Below are 14,340 nucleotides of genomic sequence, written 5' to 3' on the forward strand. Positions count from 1 at the left end.
TACCGGTCGGTAGACTTTTTCCCGCTGGGGAAAGCCTTAGTAACTATCACGCATGCGACTTCCAAGGCCGATTCGCGGCAGTTGGCGACACTTGTGCGACAGCTGCTCGCACTTGCAGGCGAATGAAACCCGGGAATAAAAAAGGACGCCACCAGGGCGCCCCGAATATCGATCCCGCCTCCCCCGCTCAGGAGGGGCGTTTCATCTGGCAACTGGTGGGGGTGCTGGCCACATAGGGCTCGAAGTACTTCACGGGCGCAAAGGTATAACCCGTGTTCTCCGAGTCCATGGGGTATTTGCCGCCGGCCTTCTCCCATCGCGCGATGTACAGGCCCTGCTGCAGCTGGTGATCGGTCTTGCGCATCTCGACCTCGCCGTTGTAGTTCTGGAACTTCATGCCCTCCATGGTCGCGGCGACCTTGACCGGGTCGGTGGTCTTGGCTTTTGCAAAAGCCTGGTCGAGCATGTTCAGCCCCGTGTACACGGTACCGGTGTACATATCCTCGTTGACCTTGGCCTTGAAGCCCTTGACGATCTTGTCCATGGCGCCGGGCATGTTCAGGTGGCCGTAGCCCACCATATAGACCTTGCCTGCCGCCGCCGCCCCCATGGCCGTGGGCGCGCCCGTGGCAATGGCGTAATAGGTGTAGAACTTGACGTTGTTCAGGCCAGCATCGTTGGCGGCCTTGATGAGCAGCGCCAGGTCCGAGCCCCAGTTGCCGGTGATCACCGTATCGGCGCCCGACTGCTTGATCTTGGCCACATAGGGCGCAAAGTCGCGCACCTGAGCCAGAGGAGAGAAGTCGTCACCCACGATTTCAACATCGGGGCGTTTGCGCTTGAGCATCTCCTTGGCAAACTTGGACACCTGCTGGCCATGCGAGTAGTTCTGGTTGATCAGATAGACCTTCTTGACCTCAGGCACGTCCTTCATATATGTGGTCAAGGCCTCCATCTTCATGGAGGTATCGGCATCGAGGCGGAAATGCCAGTAGCTGCACTTGCTGTTGGTCAGGTCCGGGTCCACCGCCGCATAGTTGAGGAACACGACCTCCTTGCCCTTGTTACGTGCATTGTGCTTTTCCAGCGCATCCATGATGGCCAGCGCCGGGCCCGAGCCGTTACCCTGGAACACATAGCGCACGCCCTGATCCATGGCCGAGCGCAGCGCGGCTGTGGTCTCCTGCGGGCTGAGCTTGTTGTCGATGCCGATGATTTCGAACTTCACCCCCGAAGCACTGCTCTTGTTGATTTCCTCGGCCACGTACTGCAGGCTTTTGAGCTGATTGGATCCCAGCGCTGCCATCAGGCCCGAGAGCGGGTCAATCCAGGCGACCTTGACGGTCTCACCCTTCTGCGCCATCGCACTCCCCGCGCACGCCAGGATCACCGATGCTGTCAAAGCCTTGATTGCAAACTTCATAGAGCGTCTCCGTTGGTGGTTATGAGCGACGCCCAGACTAAAGGGCAAGCCAGCGCCTGCGGCCTGGGGGTTGCCCTAGCGCATATCACTTTGGCGACTGCAGGGTTTACCTCAGGCCGAAGCTCCCAAAACAATAGCTGCTGGCGCCCGCCTATAAAAATGCAGAGACTTATCTGATTCAGCGGCCTAGAGCGGCAACTGGCTTTCCGTCAGCGGCAGGCCGCTGGAGCTGGTCAGCACCTGCGGTTCCGGCAGTTCCCTGCCCTCCAGATGCGGTCCTATATCGCGCATCAACTCGTCAAAACTCAGCCTGCCGGCCTTGACCCTGGCCAGCAGTTCGACCACTCCGGGCAATTGATCAAAGCGTGCTCCTGCAATCAGCGCCAGACACAGATAGCTGAGCAGGTCGCGCGTACCAGCAAGCCCATGGCGGCGCGCAAACTCCAGTTGCTGACGCGCAAACCAATGCATTGCCAGCGGCGGCAATCTGTCGCGCAGATGGACCTGGTTCAGATTCAGGTAATAGATCAGCAAATCGGGCACATTGCCCTTTACCAACGCATCGACCTGAGCGGTGCTGAATTGAAGCGGCAGGGGCGCCGCAGGCCCGGCAAAATCAGCCACCGCATATTCATGCAACCGGCCCGATCGGCTCCAGCACCACCAGCGTGCAACCGGACCCAGCAAGGCCAGGCACTGGGCAGGGCGCAGCACGGGTTCGATGGCGGTTCGCGTGTCCGGATCGCTTTGCCCGAGCAAGGCCGCCAGCACGGCGGGGTCCCATAAGGCAAGATAGCTGCCGTCGCCGCCAGGCAGTCTTGGATCCATGGCCAGGCGCAGATGGGCCAGCAGCACCGGCATCTCGCACTCGCTCGCCAGCAAGCTGGCGCAAGGGCAGGCCTGCACCACATCGAGCACGGCGTCGAGAAAATTCTGCTGCGGCATTTTCAAGGCCTGAGCAGTGCTGCCAAGGTGTACCAACCAGGGGCTGAGCTTGCCCTCCTTGCTCGCGCGTGTGAACGCAAACAAGGCCTCGGCACCGCTTTGCGGCACCTGCACCAACAAGTCACTGTTCTGCGCCGCATCCAGCAACAGATACAGCTGCAAGGGCTTGCCTGTTGGCTTACCAGTCGAGACGAGCTGCGACCAGCGCAGAGGCCAGCTCTTGCGTGCAGGTCTTGTTTGCGGCCAGAGCGGCCCGGCGCTCATGGCAACTCCTTGTTCACAAAGGCTGAGCGCTGCTGCGCCCGACGTGCCAGGCACTCCAGACACACATTGCGCGGTGCAGCCTGGGCGACAGCCTCTGGCCCACAGGCTGCTGCAGGAAGACTCCATGTACCCAGTCCGCCTAGCAAGGCGGCTCCGAGAAGCTGGCGTCGCGGCAAGTCGTGGGCACGACCACCATCCGATATCAAGAGTGACGAGCAGTCGCAAAAACCGGGAGCTGAAGGCATGGATGTCAAGCAATGGCGCCAGAAAAGGCACAGGCAAAAAAGCCATCATCTCACGATGATGGCTTTGCTCCGGCCTGGCCGGGGGACGTTCAGACCGCCGTGGGCAGTTGGTAGTCCTTGAGTTCCTCGCGCAGACGGGTCTTGAGCATCTTGCCTGTGGCACCGATCGGAATAGCGTCCACAAACACCACATCATCGGGAATCTGCCACTTGGCCGTCTTGCCCTCGTAGAACTTCAGCAACTCCTCGCGCGTGATTTCCGCACCGGGCTTCTTGACCACGGCCACGATGGGGCGCTCGTCCCACTTGGGATGCGGCATGCCTATGCAGGCAGCCATGGCCACGGCCGGGTTGGCCATGGCGATGTTTTCAATATCGATGGAGCTGATCCATTCGCCGCCGGACTTGATCACATCCTTGCTGCGGTCGGTGATCTGCATATAGCCGTCGGGATCTATCGTCGCCACATCCCCCGTCGGGAACCAACCGTGGCCGTCGGCCCCGCGCACCAGGGGGTTGCCGCTGCCTTTGTAATAGCTGTCGATGATCCAGGGGCCGCGCACCAGCAGGTCGCCATAGCTCTTGCCATCCCAGGGCTGCTCGTCGCCGGCGTCGTTGACGATCTTCATCTCCACACCATAGATCGCGCGCCCCTGCTTCTGCCGGATCTTCATCTGCTCTTCCTTGGGCAGTTCCAGATGCTTGTTCTTGAGCGTGCACAGCGTGCCCAGCGGGCTCATCTCCGTCATGCCCCATGCGTGCAGCACCTCCACGCCGTAGTCGTCCTGGAAGGCGGTGATCATGGCTGGCGGGCAGGCGGAACCGCCGATCACCGTGCGATTGAGCTTGGAAAAACGCAGGCCGCCTGGCTTCATATAGCCAAGCAGCATCTGCCAGACGGTGGGCACGCCAGCAGCAAAGGTCACGCCCTCCGACTCGATCAGCTCGTAGACCGACTTTCCATCGAGCGCCGGGCCCGGAAAGACCATCTTGCAGCCCGTGAGCGCCGCCGAATATGGCAGGCCCCAGGCATTGACGTGGAACATGGGGACCACAGGCAGCACCGAATCACGGGCCGACAGGCACATCACATCGGGCAGCGCTGCGGCATAAGCGTGCAGCGTGCTGGAGCGGTGGCTGTAGAGCACGGCCTTGGGGTTGCCCGTGGTGCCGCTGGTGTAGCACATGCTGGATGCGGTGTTCTCGTCGAACTGCGGCCAGCGGTATTGATCGGACTGGCCCGCAATCCAGCTCTCGTAGCTGACGAGGCCTGGAATGCCGCTGTCTGCCGGCAGCCGGTCTGTATCGCAGAGCACCACCCATTGCTGTACCTGCGGGCATTTGGCATGCACGGCCTGGATGATGGGCAAAAAGGTCAGGTCAAAGCACAGCACCTTGTCTTCGGCGTGATTGACGATCCATGCGACCTGCTCGGGATGCAAGCGCGGGTTGATGGTGTGCAGCACCCGGCCCGAGCCGCTGACACCAAAATACATCTCCATGTGGCGATAGCCATTCCAGGCCAGGCTGGCCACGCGCTCGCCCTGCACCAGGCCCATGGCATCGAGCTTGTTGGCAAGCTGACGCGAGCGCGCCGCCAGATCCTTGTAGGTATAGCGGTGGATATCGCCTTCCACACGGCGGGAGACTATCTCTCCATCGGCATGGTTGCGCGCGGCAAACTCGATCAGGGAAGAAATCAACAGCGGCTGGCTTTGCATCAGACCCAACATTGGCAGTCTCCTGGATATCGTTGTGATGATCGGGAAGCATCCTAGCGCGGGCTTCCAGGCCGTCATCTGAGGACTGTCACCAATGCGTAACCTTGGCGACCTTTGTCTGCATCCTCCCTCTGAACGATGTGCGCGCACTCAGGGAAAAACCTAGGCTGCTCTCCAACGGAAACCGGCTCAACAACCCTGCAAACCCTGTCCTTGATGCTGCTCAAGCACAATGATTGCATGAGCGAATCCCCTGCCCCGCAATGGCGCAAGCCCGGCCGCTTCGAAGCTCTGGGCCCGGCTTTTTTCACCTATCTCCAACCCACGCCCGTGCCAGAGCCGCACTGGATTGCAGCCAGCGTCAGCACGGCCCGCTGGATGGGTTTGAACACCGAATGGCTGCACAGCGCCGAAGCGCTGCAAATCCTCAGCGGCAATGCCGTCTCCGGCCATGGCAACGGCGGCAGCAAGCCGCTGGCCACTGTGTATAGCGGTCACCAGTTCGGCGTCTGGGCCGGCCAGCTTGGCGACGGCCGTGCCATCCTGTTGGGCGAGACTGAGCAGGGCTTGGAAGTCCAGCTCAAGGGCGCTGGCCGCACCCCCTATTCACGCATGGGCGACGGCCGGGCCGTGCTGCGCTCGTCGATTCGCGAATTTCTCTGCAGCGAAGCCATGGCAGCCCTGGGCATTCCCACCACGCGAGCGCTGGCGCTGACGGGCTCGCCCCTGCCCGTGGCGCGCGAGACCATGGAAACTGCCGCCGTCGTGACCCGTGTGGCCGAGAGCTTCATCCGCTTCGGCCATTTCGAGCATTTCGCCGCGCGCGACATGCAGACCGAACTTAAAGCCCTGGCCGATCTGGTCATAGACCAGCATTACCCGGAATGCCGCACGGCCGTTGCACTGAACGGCAATCCCTACGCCAATTTTCTGCAGGCCGTAAGCGAGCGCACTGCCCGACTGATGGCCCAGTGGCAAGGCGTGGGCTTTTGCCATGGTGTGATGAATACCGACAATATGAGCATTCTGGGCCTGACCATCGACTACGGCCCCTTCCAGTTTCTCGACGCCTTCGACCCAGGCCATATCTGCAACCACAGCGACAGCCAGGGCCGCTATGCCTTTAACCGCCAGCCCCAGGTGGCCTACTGGAATCTGTATTGCCTGGGCCAGGCCCTGCTGCCGCTGATTGGCGACGAAGAGCTGACAATCTCCGCTCTGGAGTCGTACAAGACCGTCTTCCCCGCCACCTATGCGCGCCAGATGCTGGCCAAGCTGGGCCTGCCCGAAAACGAGGCCGGCACGCCTGCCACCGAAGGCCGCTTTGCGCAGCTGGTCAACCCGCTGCTGCAGATCCTGGCCGACAACAAGGTGGACTACACCATCTTTTTCAGCCGCCTGACCGATGCTGTTGCACAAAGGCAGGAAACGGAAATCGACTTTGAGCCACTGCGTGACATCATTCTGGATCGCGCCAGCTTTGATGCCTGGTCACTCACTTATTCAGAGCAGCTAGCGCAAGTGGACAAAGCACAGACCGTCGATTTGATGCAAAAATCCAATCCGCGCTTTGTGCTGCGCAACCATCTGGGCGAGACCGTGATTCGTGCCGCCCAGGCCGGTGACTTCGCCCCGGTGCAGCAGATGCTGGCCGTGTTGCAGACGCCTTATGACTCGCACCCGGACCACGCCGACTGGGCCGGCTTCCCGCCCGACTGGGCTTCCTCGATTGAAATCAGCTGTTCATCATGAGCTTTCCTGTCCAGAAATCCGACCAAGAATGGCAAGCCCTGTTGCAGGACAAGGGTGCCGAAGCGGCGGCCTTCCAGGTCACGCGCCACGCAGCCACCGAGCGACCTTTCACCGGCAAATACGAGCAGTTCTGGGCCGATGGCAGCTACCACTGCATCTGCTGCGGCAACAAGCTGTTCGACTCCCATACCAAGTTTGACGCCGGCTGCGGCTGGCCCAGCTTTGACCAGGCCCTGCCCGGCGCCATCACCAATATCGTGGACCGCAGCCACGGCATGGTGCGCACCGAGACGGTGTGCAGCAACTGCGGAGCCCATCTGGGCCATGTCTTTCCCGACGGTCCCACTGACACAGGCCTGCGCTACTGCATGAACTCGGCCTCGCTGGATTTCCAGAACGAGCCCCCAAAATAAGAGCTGGCAAGGCTTGAGCAGCAAGGGCCGCGCGGCTTCGGGCCGGGCTCACTGCGCCGGCCTTGCACATCAGCTTTGATAGCTGAATCCGTCCGGCGTACAAGGCTTTGCCCACGGTAAGGCCCGCGCTTTGGTGCATGATGCGACTTTGCTCGCAGCACCGGGAACCTTGTCGGTGCTACGCAGTCTGAATTTCAGAACGACTACCATTTCGCGCATGAAGCTGCTGATTGATTTCTTCCCCATCATCCTGTTTTTCGTGGCCTTCAAGGTCTGGGGCATTTACACCGCCACAGCCGTGGCCATTGCCGCCACTGTGGCGCAGATCGCCTATCTGCGCTTCAAGACCGGCAAGATCGAGCCCATGCAGTGGATGAGCCTCGGCGTCATCGTACTGTTTGGCGGAGCCACTTTGCTGGCCCATGACGACAACTTCATCAAATGGAAGCCCACGGTGCTTTACTGGCTCATGGGCGGCGCGCTGCTGATCGGTCAGCTGGTTTTCAAAAAGAACCTGCTGCGCTCCGTCATGGGCGCGCAGTTGCAACTGCCCGACGCCATCTGGCTCAAGCTCAACTGGGCCTGGACCGCTTTCTTCGCCGCCATGGGCGGACTCAACATCTGGGTAGCCTATAACTTCGACACCGATACCTGGGTCAACTTCAAGCTGTTTGGCGGCATGGGACTGATGGTGGTGTTTGTGATTGCACAAGCCATCTACATGAGCCGCTACCTGCCCCAGGACGGCGTGCCCAACGCGGCCGAAGCCAAGGACAAGCAGCCATGAGCGTGACCATCAGTGCCCAGGCCATGGACGCCGCCCTGCGCCAGCGTCTGGCCCCGACCCGACTCGAAGTCATCGACGAGAGTTATCAGCATGCCGGTCATGCCGGCGCCAACGACAGCGGCGTGGGCACGCATTTTCGCGTGCGCATCGCCGGCCCTGCCTTTGATGGAAAAACCCGCGTGGCACGCCACCGCCTTGTGTATGATGCACTGCAAGACTTCATTGACCAGGGTGTTCATGCCATCGCCATTGAAGTACTTTGAGAACGCACTGTTCTGACCACAGGCTCCTTGACGGGAGCCTGTTGCGTATGGACTGAACTTCACTCACTTTTCTCAATCACAACTCGAATGAGCATGAAACAAAAGCAACTGGCCCGCATCGTGGCCGCCGCTGTTCTGGGCGCAGCCGCCCTGTCCGCCTCGGCCCAGAATGTGGCCATCGTCAATGGCAAGGCCGTTCCCATGGCCCGCGTCAATGCCTTGAAGACCCAGATCGAAGCCAGCGGCCAGCCCGTTGTGCCCGAGATGGAAAAGATGATCAAGGATGAAGTCATCGCGCGTGAAATCTTCATGCAGGAAGCCAACCGCCGCGGCCTGGCCGGCTCCGAAGCCTACAAGCAGCAGATGGAAATGGCACGCCAGACCGTGCTGATCCGCGCGCTGTTTGACGACTTCCGCAAGAAGAACCCCGTGACCGATGCCGAAGCCAAGGCCGAGTACGACAAATTCGTCGCTGCCAATGGCGGCAAGGAATACAAGGCCAGCCACATCCTGGTGGAATCCGAAGACCGCGCCAAGGCCATCATTGCCGAGGTGAAGGCCGGCAAGAAGTTTGAAGACATCGCCAAGAAGGAATCCAAGGATCCCGGATCGGGTGCCCGTGGCGGTGATCTGGACTGGGCCAACCCCAACAATTACGTACCCGAGTTCACCGAAGCCCTGATCAAGCTCAAGAAGGGCGAGATGACCGACACGCCCGTCAAGAGCCAGTTCGGCTGGCACATCATCCGCATGGATGACGAGCGCCAGGCCGAAATGCCCAAGTTCGAAGATGTCAAACCCCAGATCACGCAGCAGTTGCAGCAGCAAAAAGAGCAGCAGTTCCAAGATCAGCTGCGCAAAAGCGCAAAAATCCAGTAACATGATCTAACGTCAGTACCTAAAAGTACTGGCCAGACCATCACCCAAGCCCGCGTCAAGCGGGCTTTTTTTGTCTCACCGCGGCGGATCCGCTATATATTTAGAAGCATCCTGCCTAGACTTGGCATCATCCGGCTGCGTTTCCCCATGCTTTCGCGGGCGGCAATCCAGCGGCTTGCCTGCGATGCCAGAGGCTTTGTCCGCTCCCTCTTTTGCAGCTTGCGTGTTGCCATGCACCTCAGCCGTCAAGGGGCATAGCGGCAATTGCGCGCTTGACCTGGAGATCTGCGGCGCCATGGCCTCCGCCGCGGCAGCAGGTTCTGTGGTCTCATCGCTGCGGGATGGCGCTTTGGCAGCCGACTTTGCGGAGCGCGCCAGGCTGGCAGAGGCTGCAGCACCCGGGGCCGGAGCAGCCTCTGGCCGCAGCACAGGGGCTGATGCAGCTATAGATGCTTCCATATCCATAGCTTCTGGTGTTTTCCCTGCCTGGATTCGAGTCTTTTTTTCCGTGGATTTCTGCGCCAGCGCCGCCGCTCCCGGAGCCGATTCCACCATGGCGGCGCGATCCGCACCCTCAACTGCCGGAGCCGGCTGCGATTCAGCTGGCTGGGCCACTGCTTCGGCCCTGGAATCTCGCTCGCCCTCCTTGTCCGGCCCACTCCACCAGGCGGCGTGCTGCAGCATCAGCCAGCCCACCAGCCCGACAGCCGCCAGTCCGCCCAGCGCATGACGCAGCCAGAAGCGGTCATTGGCGGCAGGCTTGTCCATAGGCTCCGTGGGCTCCTGCCCCACAGCTGCCGCGCGCTGGCGTGCGCGCTTGAGGATGGCTGCGCTGCTTTGCGCACTGGGGCCACGATCCTCTGCCACGGCCTCGTGGTAGAGCTCGCGCAAAGCATCGGGCTTGTCGTCGCCAGACGGGTTTTCGGGGTGCATATTCATGCCAGTTCCTCCAGCGCGGCGCGCAGTTTGGCACGCGCATAGCGCAAGCGGCTCTTGGCCGTTTCCTCGCCAACGCCGGTGGCCTGGGCAATTTCGGCCAGCGTCAGATCAGCCTCGACCTGCAGCAGAAAACACTCGCGCTGCTCGGCCGGGAGCCGGGCAAGCGCTGCCAGGATGGCCTGGGCCATGAGTTGACGATCGAGCTGCTGCTCGGGCTCGAAGCCCGAGGCCGCAAACAGGCTTTCGGCCAGCCGCATGGACTCTTGCGTGTCTGCCGACAGGCTGATGCCCGGCCGCTGCCTGCGCCAGTGATCGACCAGGCGGTTGTGCGCCATGGTGAACAGCCAGGTCGTGAACCTGCTGCGCACCTCATAGCGGCAGGCGCAGTCCACCACGGCAAGCCAGAGGTCTTGCGCCAGATCATCGGCCAGCGCAGCATCGCCCGTGTTGCGATAGAAATAGCGCCATATGCGCAGGCTGTGCCGGGCATAAAGCGTCTCGAACGCCGTGGCCTGCCCTGAGGCATAGCTGCGCATCAGGGCTTCATCGGCGAGTTGGGCTTGGGCAAGCGGCGGTGCAAGCATGCCCGCGATTATGCAAACTCCGCAGCCCACTTTGCTCAGTTGCGCGGCGGGTCCGGGACAAAACCATTGTCGCCAGGAAAGGGATTGGGCACGCGCGGCTGCGGCGGCCGTGGACGAGGCTCGCGAATCACGCCTCTGGCGACCAGATTGGCATAGCTGTCGTAGCGGATACGCACCATCTGCCGGGGCTGGTCTGTATCGGCCTCGAAGTCCACCTGGGTGACTTGCGAGCGCTCCACCGCGCCATGGCCCGTGCCCAGCGAGGGGGCCGGCGAGGCCGATGGTGCCCGGCGCTCGGCGCTGCGGCTCTTGCTGGCGGCCTGCGGCACGGCGACATCCGCCGCAGCAGATTCAGCCGCCGAGGCACTAGCCTGCGCTTGCGGCTCATGGAGCGGCCCCTGATAGGCAGCAGGCTCTGGCAGCTTTTCACGGTACAGCGCGACCCCGATCAGGCCCACATCCTGCGGCCTGCCGGTTCTGGCGGCATAGGACATATCGCTTTCGGAGAAATAGAACGCGGCCACGTTGTCATTGCTCTTGCGCCAGCCCCGCACGTCATAGCTGTCGCCCGCATCCAGCACATAGCCGCCTTCGGCGCGAGAGCTCGCCGTGCGGCCATTGATGGCATTGACCCCGTCGACGCTGATGACGCCCATGATGCGGCGGCTCTCGAGGTTGCGGATGCGCACCGCATAGTTGGCACCGGGGCGGCCCACCACCCACAGCTCTCCCTCGTGACTGTACTGGGGCAGTACCCGGCCCGTGGCACGTTCGATGATGCTGACCTGGGCCAGCTTGTGGTTGCCGCGCGTCCAGGCCGAGGCCGGCGCGGCGGCCACCATCGCGACAGCGCAGAGCAGCGAAGCGCGCAGCAAACGGCCGCGCGACAGCAAGAAACCTGGAACCGGGGGTTCGATATGGACAGACAACATGGACAAGGCCTCCTCAAGGTACAGCCACAGCGGCGTGAAACAAACTTGTCGGAGGCTGAAACGCAGCAGCGGACGCAACGGGGTCAAGACAGGCACTCTGACTTGCAAGCATTTGCAACACAGCTTTGCGCTGCAGTTCTGCCCCCGCCGCTGCATGTCTGGCACAATCGCGCTCGCTGCAGCCCAAGGCAGGCAGCAATGCTGGGGGTGTCCTGACCAAGACCGGTCAGGGCTGAGAGAGTCCCTTTGAACCTGATTGCGCAAGCGGTGTCTTGACCATCGCTTGCCCGAGATCATCCTCGCGCAGGGAAGCTGTCCAAGGTGTCAGACCGCGACTGGCCAGGTCTTTGCTGGCTCGCCGCGCAAACCATGCGGCCCCTGCTTCGTTTTTCTGGCGGAGCATTCATGAATTCATCTTCTTCCACATCGGCCAATCGGGCCCTGGCCCCGGTGACGGCTAAGGAGCGCGTCTTTGCCTGGCGCGACCATGCCTCGCTGTGGTTCAGTCTGGGCGTGGGCCTGCTGGTCATGCAGATGGGAGCCTATCTGCTGCCTGCGCTCAGCCCGCTGCATGCGCTGATCGCGATAGCCATCGGCTCGCTGATCGGTGCCGGTCTGCTGGGTTGGGTGGGCAAGCTGGGCTGCGACAGCGGCCTGTCCAGTGCAGGGCTGATGCACAGCGTCTACGGCCGCCACTTCGCACGACTGCCTATCGTGCTCAACATCATCCAGCTGCTGGGCTGGGGCAGTTTCGAGCTGGTGGTGATGCGTGACGCCACCGTGGCGCTGGGCAAACAAAGCGGCATCATGGGCGCTGCCTATTGGCCCTGGCTGGCCACTCTGCTCTGGGGTGGCGTGATCCTGCTGCTGATGAGCGGCTCCATGACCACCCTGGTGCGCCGCATCATCTCGCGCGTGGCCTTGCCGCTGGTGATTGCCTCGCTGCTGTGGCTGAGCTGGCAATTCCTCAAAATGGCCGGCGCCACCGGCCTCGGGACCTTGCTGGCCCGCGAAGGTGCAGGCGGCATGAGCATGCTCGGCGCCGTCGATCTGGTGATCGCCATGCCCATCAGCTGGCTGCCGCTGGTGGCCGACTATGCGCGCCACGGCAAAAGCGGCAAGTCCGCGCTGACGGGTGCCTGGACCGGCTTTGCCCTGGCCAATATCTGGTGCTACTCCCTGGGCGTGCTGGTGGCCCTGACCCTGCCCAGCGAAGACCTGGTCACGGCCCTGCTGCTGGCCCAGGGCGGGCTGATTGCCCTGTCGCTGATTCTGATCGACGAGGTGGACAATGCCTATGGCGATGCCTACTCGGGCGCCATGTCGGCCCACAGCCTGCAACCGCGCTGGAGCATTCGCCGTTGGGGCCTGCTGATCGCGGCCCTGTGCACGGCGCTGGCCATGGTACTGCCCATGCACAGTCTGGAACCGTTTTTGCTGTTGCTCAGCTCCTGCTTTGTGCCGCTGTTCGGCGTGATGCTGGGTCGCCTGGCCTTTGGCACCGATGCCGTGCAACTGATGCAAAAAGCGCCCACCGTGCGCTGGGATGCCGTGACTATCTGGGTGCTGGGGATTGCCTTCTATCACCTGCTGCCCTATGTCAGCACGGCTCTGGGCTCGGCCCTGCCCACGCTGGCGCTGACCTTTGTGGTGGCAGTCGCCACACGCCAGCTGCAGCCTCGCTCCGTTGCTGCCTGACTGAAACTCAAAGGCAATAGCATCACACGCGCGGTAGAAAGGCTCTGCAGCCATCTCCTCTGTTCTTACTTGGCGCCCGCCGCCTGCAGCATATGAACCACGGCCTTCTGCCCGCGCTGGCGTGCATGGGCCAGGGCCGTCACCCCATCCTTGTCAGGCAGATTCAGATCCGCCTTCGCGTCGATCAAGGCCCGGATGATGGCCTGATGGCGCGGCCCGCCGTCGCCGAGCACCACGGCTTCCATCAGGCAGGTCCAGCCCAGCCGGTTGACATGGTTCACATTCACGCCGGCGGCGATCAGCGCCTGGGCCGTTTCCAGATGGCCGCGCTCGCAAGCCGGAATCAGGGCCGTGCCGCCATAGCGGTTGGTGCTCTTGAGATCGGCGCCATAGGAAATCGTCATACGCACAATCTCCAGCCGGCCCTGCGCGCCGGCCAGCAGATAGGCGCTGTCCTGTATCTGGTTCTGGATATTGGGGCTGGCACCGTGCATCAGCAGCGATCGCGCCACCTTGATATGGTTGGCCGCCGTGGCCAGCAGCAATGGGGTATTGCCCCGGGCGTCCTGCACGTCGACAGGCGCGTTGCCAGCCAGCAGATCGCGCACCGCCACGGCATCGCCCTGCGCGGCAGCGGCCAGCAATTGCTGGCCCAGCATCTGCGGATCCCCGGCTTTTGGCGCCGCAGCGTCGGCAGGTGTTGCAGCCGCTGCATTCGCCGACGCCCTACTCTGGCAGGCCGTGAGCAGGGTCGCGGCGGCCAGAGCCGTCAATGCAAGCGTCAATCGGGTGGTCAACGAGGCACGCCCATGGGCGCTGGTTGGCTGTTTCATGGCATTCCTTTATGGCTGTCGGGTGTTCAGCCCCTGTCAGCTTTCTACAGGAACTATAGCTAGCCACGCAAGTCCGATGAGGGTTACAGCCTGTTTTCAATCGATAAAAGGAGAATCTGCCCCGTGCCTTGCAACCGCTGGATCCGCACCGCCGCCACTTCAAGCCTGATCGCGCTGGGTGCGCTTACCGCCGGCCTGCTGCCGGCCCTCGCACAAGCCCAGGAATTTGTCAGCATCAAGGGCAAGACCGTGAATGTGCGCGAGCAGCCCAACACCCGCTCCGCAACACTATGGGAACTGAGCAAGGGCTATCCGCTGCAAGTCACCCAGCGCAAGGGGCAGTGGCTGCGCGTGAAGGACTACGAGTCTACGCTGGGCTGGGTCCACGCCCCGCTGACCAGCAAGAGCCCGCATATGGTGGTGACGGCGCGCACGGCCAATCTGCGCTCCGGCCCCGGCCAGAAGCACAAGCGCGTGGGCAAGCTGGAGCAGCATGAGGTGCTGCAGACTCTGAAAAAGCAAGGCACCTGGGCCCAGGTGCAGCGCAGCAACGGCCAGAGCGGCTGGGTGGCCAAGAATCTGGTCTGGGGCTGGTAAGCCCTGCAACACGAACACCCAAAACAAAGGCCTGCAGCAGCAGGCCTTTTTTGCGGGTGCCGGCA

At 62.2% G+C, this 14,340-nt stretch carries 14 protein-coding genes; 7 read left to right on the forward strand and 7 right to left on the reverse strand.

All coding sequences use genetic code 11. From position 1 onward, the window contains the following. Positions 1-187 precede the first annotated feature (187 nt). The 3 genes from CSE6_RS09180 to CSE6_RS09190 all read right to left on the reverse strand — a co-directional run bounded on the left by CSE6_RS09180 (position 188) and on the right by CSE6_RS09190 (position 4,610). Entirely contained in the window at positions 188-1,423 is a 1,236-nt protein-coding gene (locus CSE6_RS09180; protein WP_034390757.1) for a branched-chain amino acid ABC transporter substrate-binding protein, read from the reverse strand. Between the two features lie 186 nt (positions 1,424-1,609). Beyond that, positions 1,610-2,632, reverse strand: coding sequence for a DUF4123 domain-containing protein (locus CSE6_RS09185; protein ID WP_059440374.1), 1,023 nt, complete (start codon positions 2,630-2,632; stop codon positions 1,610-1,612). 334 nt (positions 2,633-2,966) lie between these two features. Beyond that, positions 2,967-4,610, reverse strand: a complete 1,644-nt coding sequence (locus CSE6_RS09190; RefSeq protein WP_034358501.1) for a 3-(methylthio)propionyl-CoA ligase — start codon at positions 4,608-4,610, stop codon at positions 2,967-2,969. Positions 4,611-4,814: 204 nt separating this feature from the next. Here CSE6_RS09190 and CSE6_RS09195 point away from each other — a divergent pair, with 204 nt between their 5' ends. From CSE6_RS09195 to CSE6_RS09215, 5 genes are all read left to right on the forward strand, one after another. After that, positions 4,815-6,350, forward strand: a complete 1,536-nt coding sequence (locus CSE6_RS09195; protein WP_152668552.1) for a YdiU family protein — start codon at positions 4,815-4,817, stop codon at positions 6,348-6,350. Continuing rightward, a complete protein-coding gene (gene msrB, locus CSE6_RS09200) occupies positions 6,347-6,763 on the forward strand; it encodes a peptide-methionine (R)-S-oxide reductase MsrB (RefSeq protein WP_012838923.1) in 417 nt (138 codons plus the stop codon). The genes CSE6_RS09195 and msrB overlap by 4 nt, the downstream gene beginning before the upstream one ends. 217 nt (positions 6,764-6,980) lie before the next feature. Next, complete coding sequence (locus tag CSE6_RS09205; protein ID WP_003061281.1) at positions 6,981-7,550, forward strand: septation protein A; 570 nt, start codon at positions 6,981-6,983, stop codon at positions 7,548-7,550. Beyond that, positions 7,547-7,813, forward strand: a complete 267-nt coding sequence (locus CSE6_RS09210) for a BolA family transcriptional regulator (RefSeq protein ID WP_003061279.1) — start codon at positions 7,547-7,549, stop codon at positions 7,811-7,813. The genes CSE6_RS09205 and CSE6_RS09210 overlap by 4 nt, the downstream gene beginning before the upstream one ends. Positions 7,814-7,906: 93 nt before the next feature. Then, positions 7,907-8,692 carry a peptidylprolyl isomerase gene (locus CSE6_RS09215; RefSeq protein WP_034377701.1) on the forward strand — a complete coding sequence of 262 codons (786 nt, stop codon included), beginning with the start codon at positions 7,907-7,909 and terminating at the stop codon, positions 8,690-8,692. Positions 8,693-8,767: 75 nt separating this feature from the next. Here the strand turns inward: CSE6_RS09215 and CSE6_RS09220 are convergent, their stop codons facing one another. Genes CSE6_RS09220 through CSE6_RS09230 form a run of 3 tightly spaced genes read right to left on the reverse strand, consistent with a single transcriptional unit; the run spans position 8,768 to position 11,147 of the window. Next, positions 8,768-9,631 carry a hypothetical protein gene (locus CSE6_RS09220; RefSeq protein ID WP_034409915.1) on the reverse strand — a complete coding sequence of 288 codons (864 nt, stop codon included), beginning with the start codon at positions 9,629-9,631 and terminating at the stop codon, positions 8,768-8,770. Beyond that, positions 9,628-10,215 carry an RNA polymerase sigma factor gene (locus CSE6_RS09225; protein WP_059440375.1) on the reverse strand — a complete coding sequence of 196 codons (588 nt, stop codon included), beginning with the start codon at positions 10,213-10,215 and terminating at the stop codon, positions 9,628-9,630. Before CSE6_RS09225 ends, CSE6_RS09220 begins: the two co-directional genes overlap by 4 nt. A 35-nt stretch (positions 10,216-10,250) precedes the next feature. Next, on the reverse strand, positions 10,251-11,147 hold the full coding sequence (locus tag CSE6_RS09230; RefSeq protein WP_059440376.1) for a hypothetical protein: 897 nt from the start codon (positions 11,145-11,147) through the stop codon (positions 10,251-10,253). Between the two features lie 405 nt (positions 11,148-11,552). On the opposite strand from CSE6_RS09230, the gene CSE6_RS09235 reads away from it, so the two are divergent. After that, positions 11,553-12,845 carry a cytosine permease gene (locus CSE6_RS09235; RefSeq protein WP_059440377.1) on the forward strand — a complete coding sequence of 431 codons (1,293 nt, stop codon included), beginning with the start codon at positions 11,553-11,555 and terminating at the stop codon, positions 12,843-12,845. Between the two features lie 65 nt (positions 12,846-12,910). Here CSE6_RS09235 and CSE6_RS09240 read toward each other — a convergent pair whose 3' ends face one another. Beyond that, on the reverse strand, positions 12,911-13,678 hold the full coding sequence (locus tag CSE6_RS09240) for an ankyrin repeat domain-containing protein (protein ID WP_059440378.1): 768 nt from the start codon (positions 13,676-13,678) through the stop codon (positions 12,911-12,913). Between the two features lie 123 nt (positions 13,679-13,801). Between CSE6_RS09240 and CSE6_RS09245 the strand changes: the two genes are divergently transcribed. Next, on the forward strand, positions 13,802-14,275 hold the full coding sequence (locus tag CSE6_RS09245; protein WP_059440379.1) for an SH3 domain-containing protein: 474 nt from the start codon (positions 13,802-13,804) through the stop codon (positions 14,273-14,275). Positions 14,276-14,340: the final 65 nt, after the last annotated feature.

It is taken from the genome of Comamonas sp. E6, assembly GCF_001010305.1.
GTDB lineage: Bacteria > Pseudomonadota > Gammaproteobacteria > Burkholderiales > Burkholderiaceae_C > Comamonas > Comamonas thiooxydans.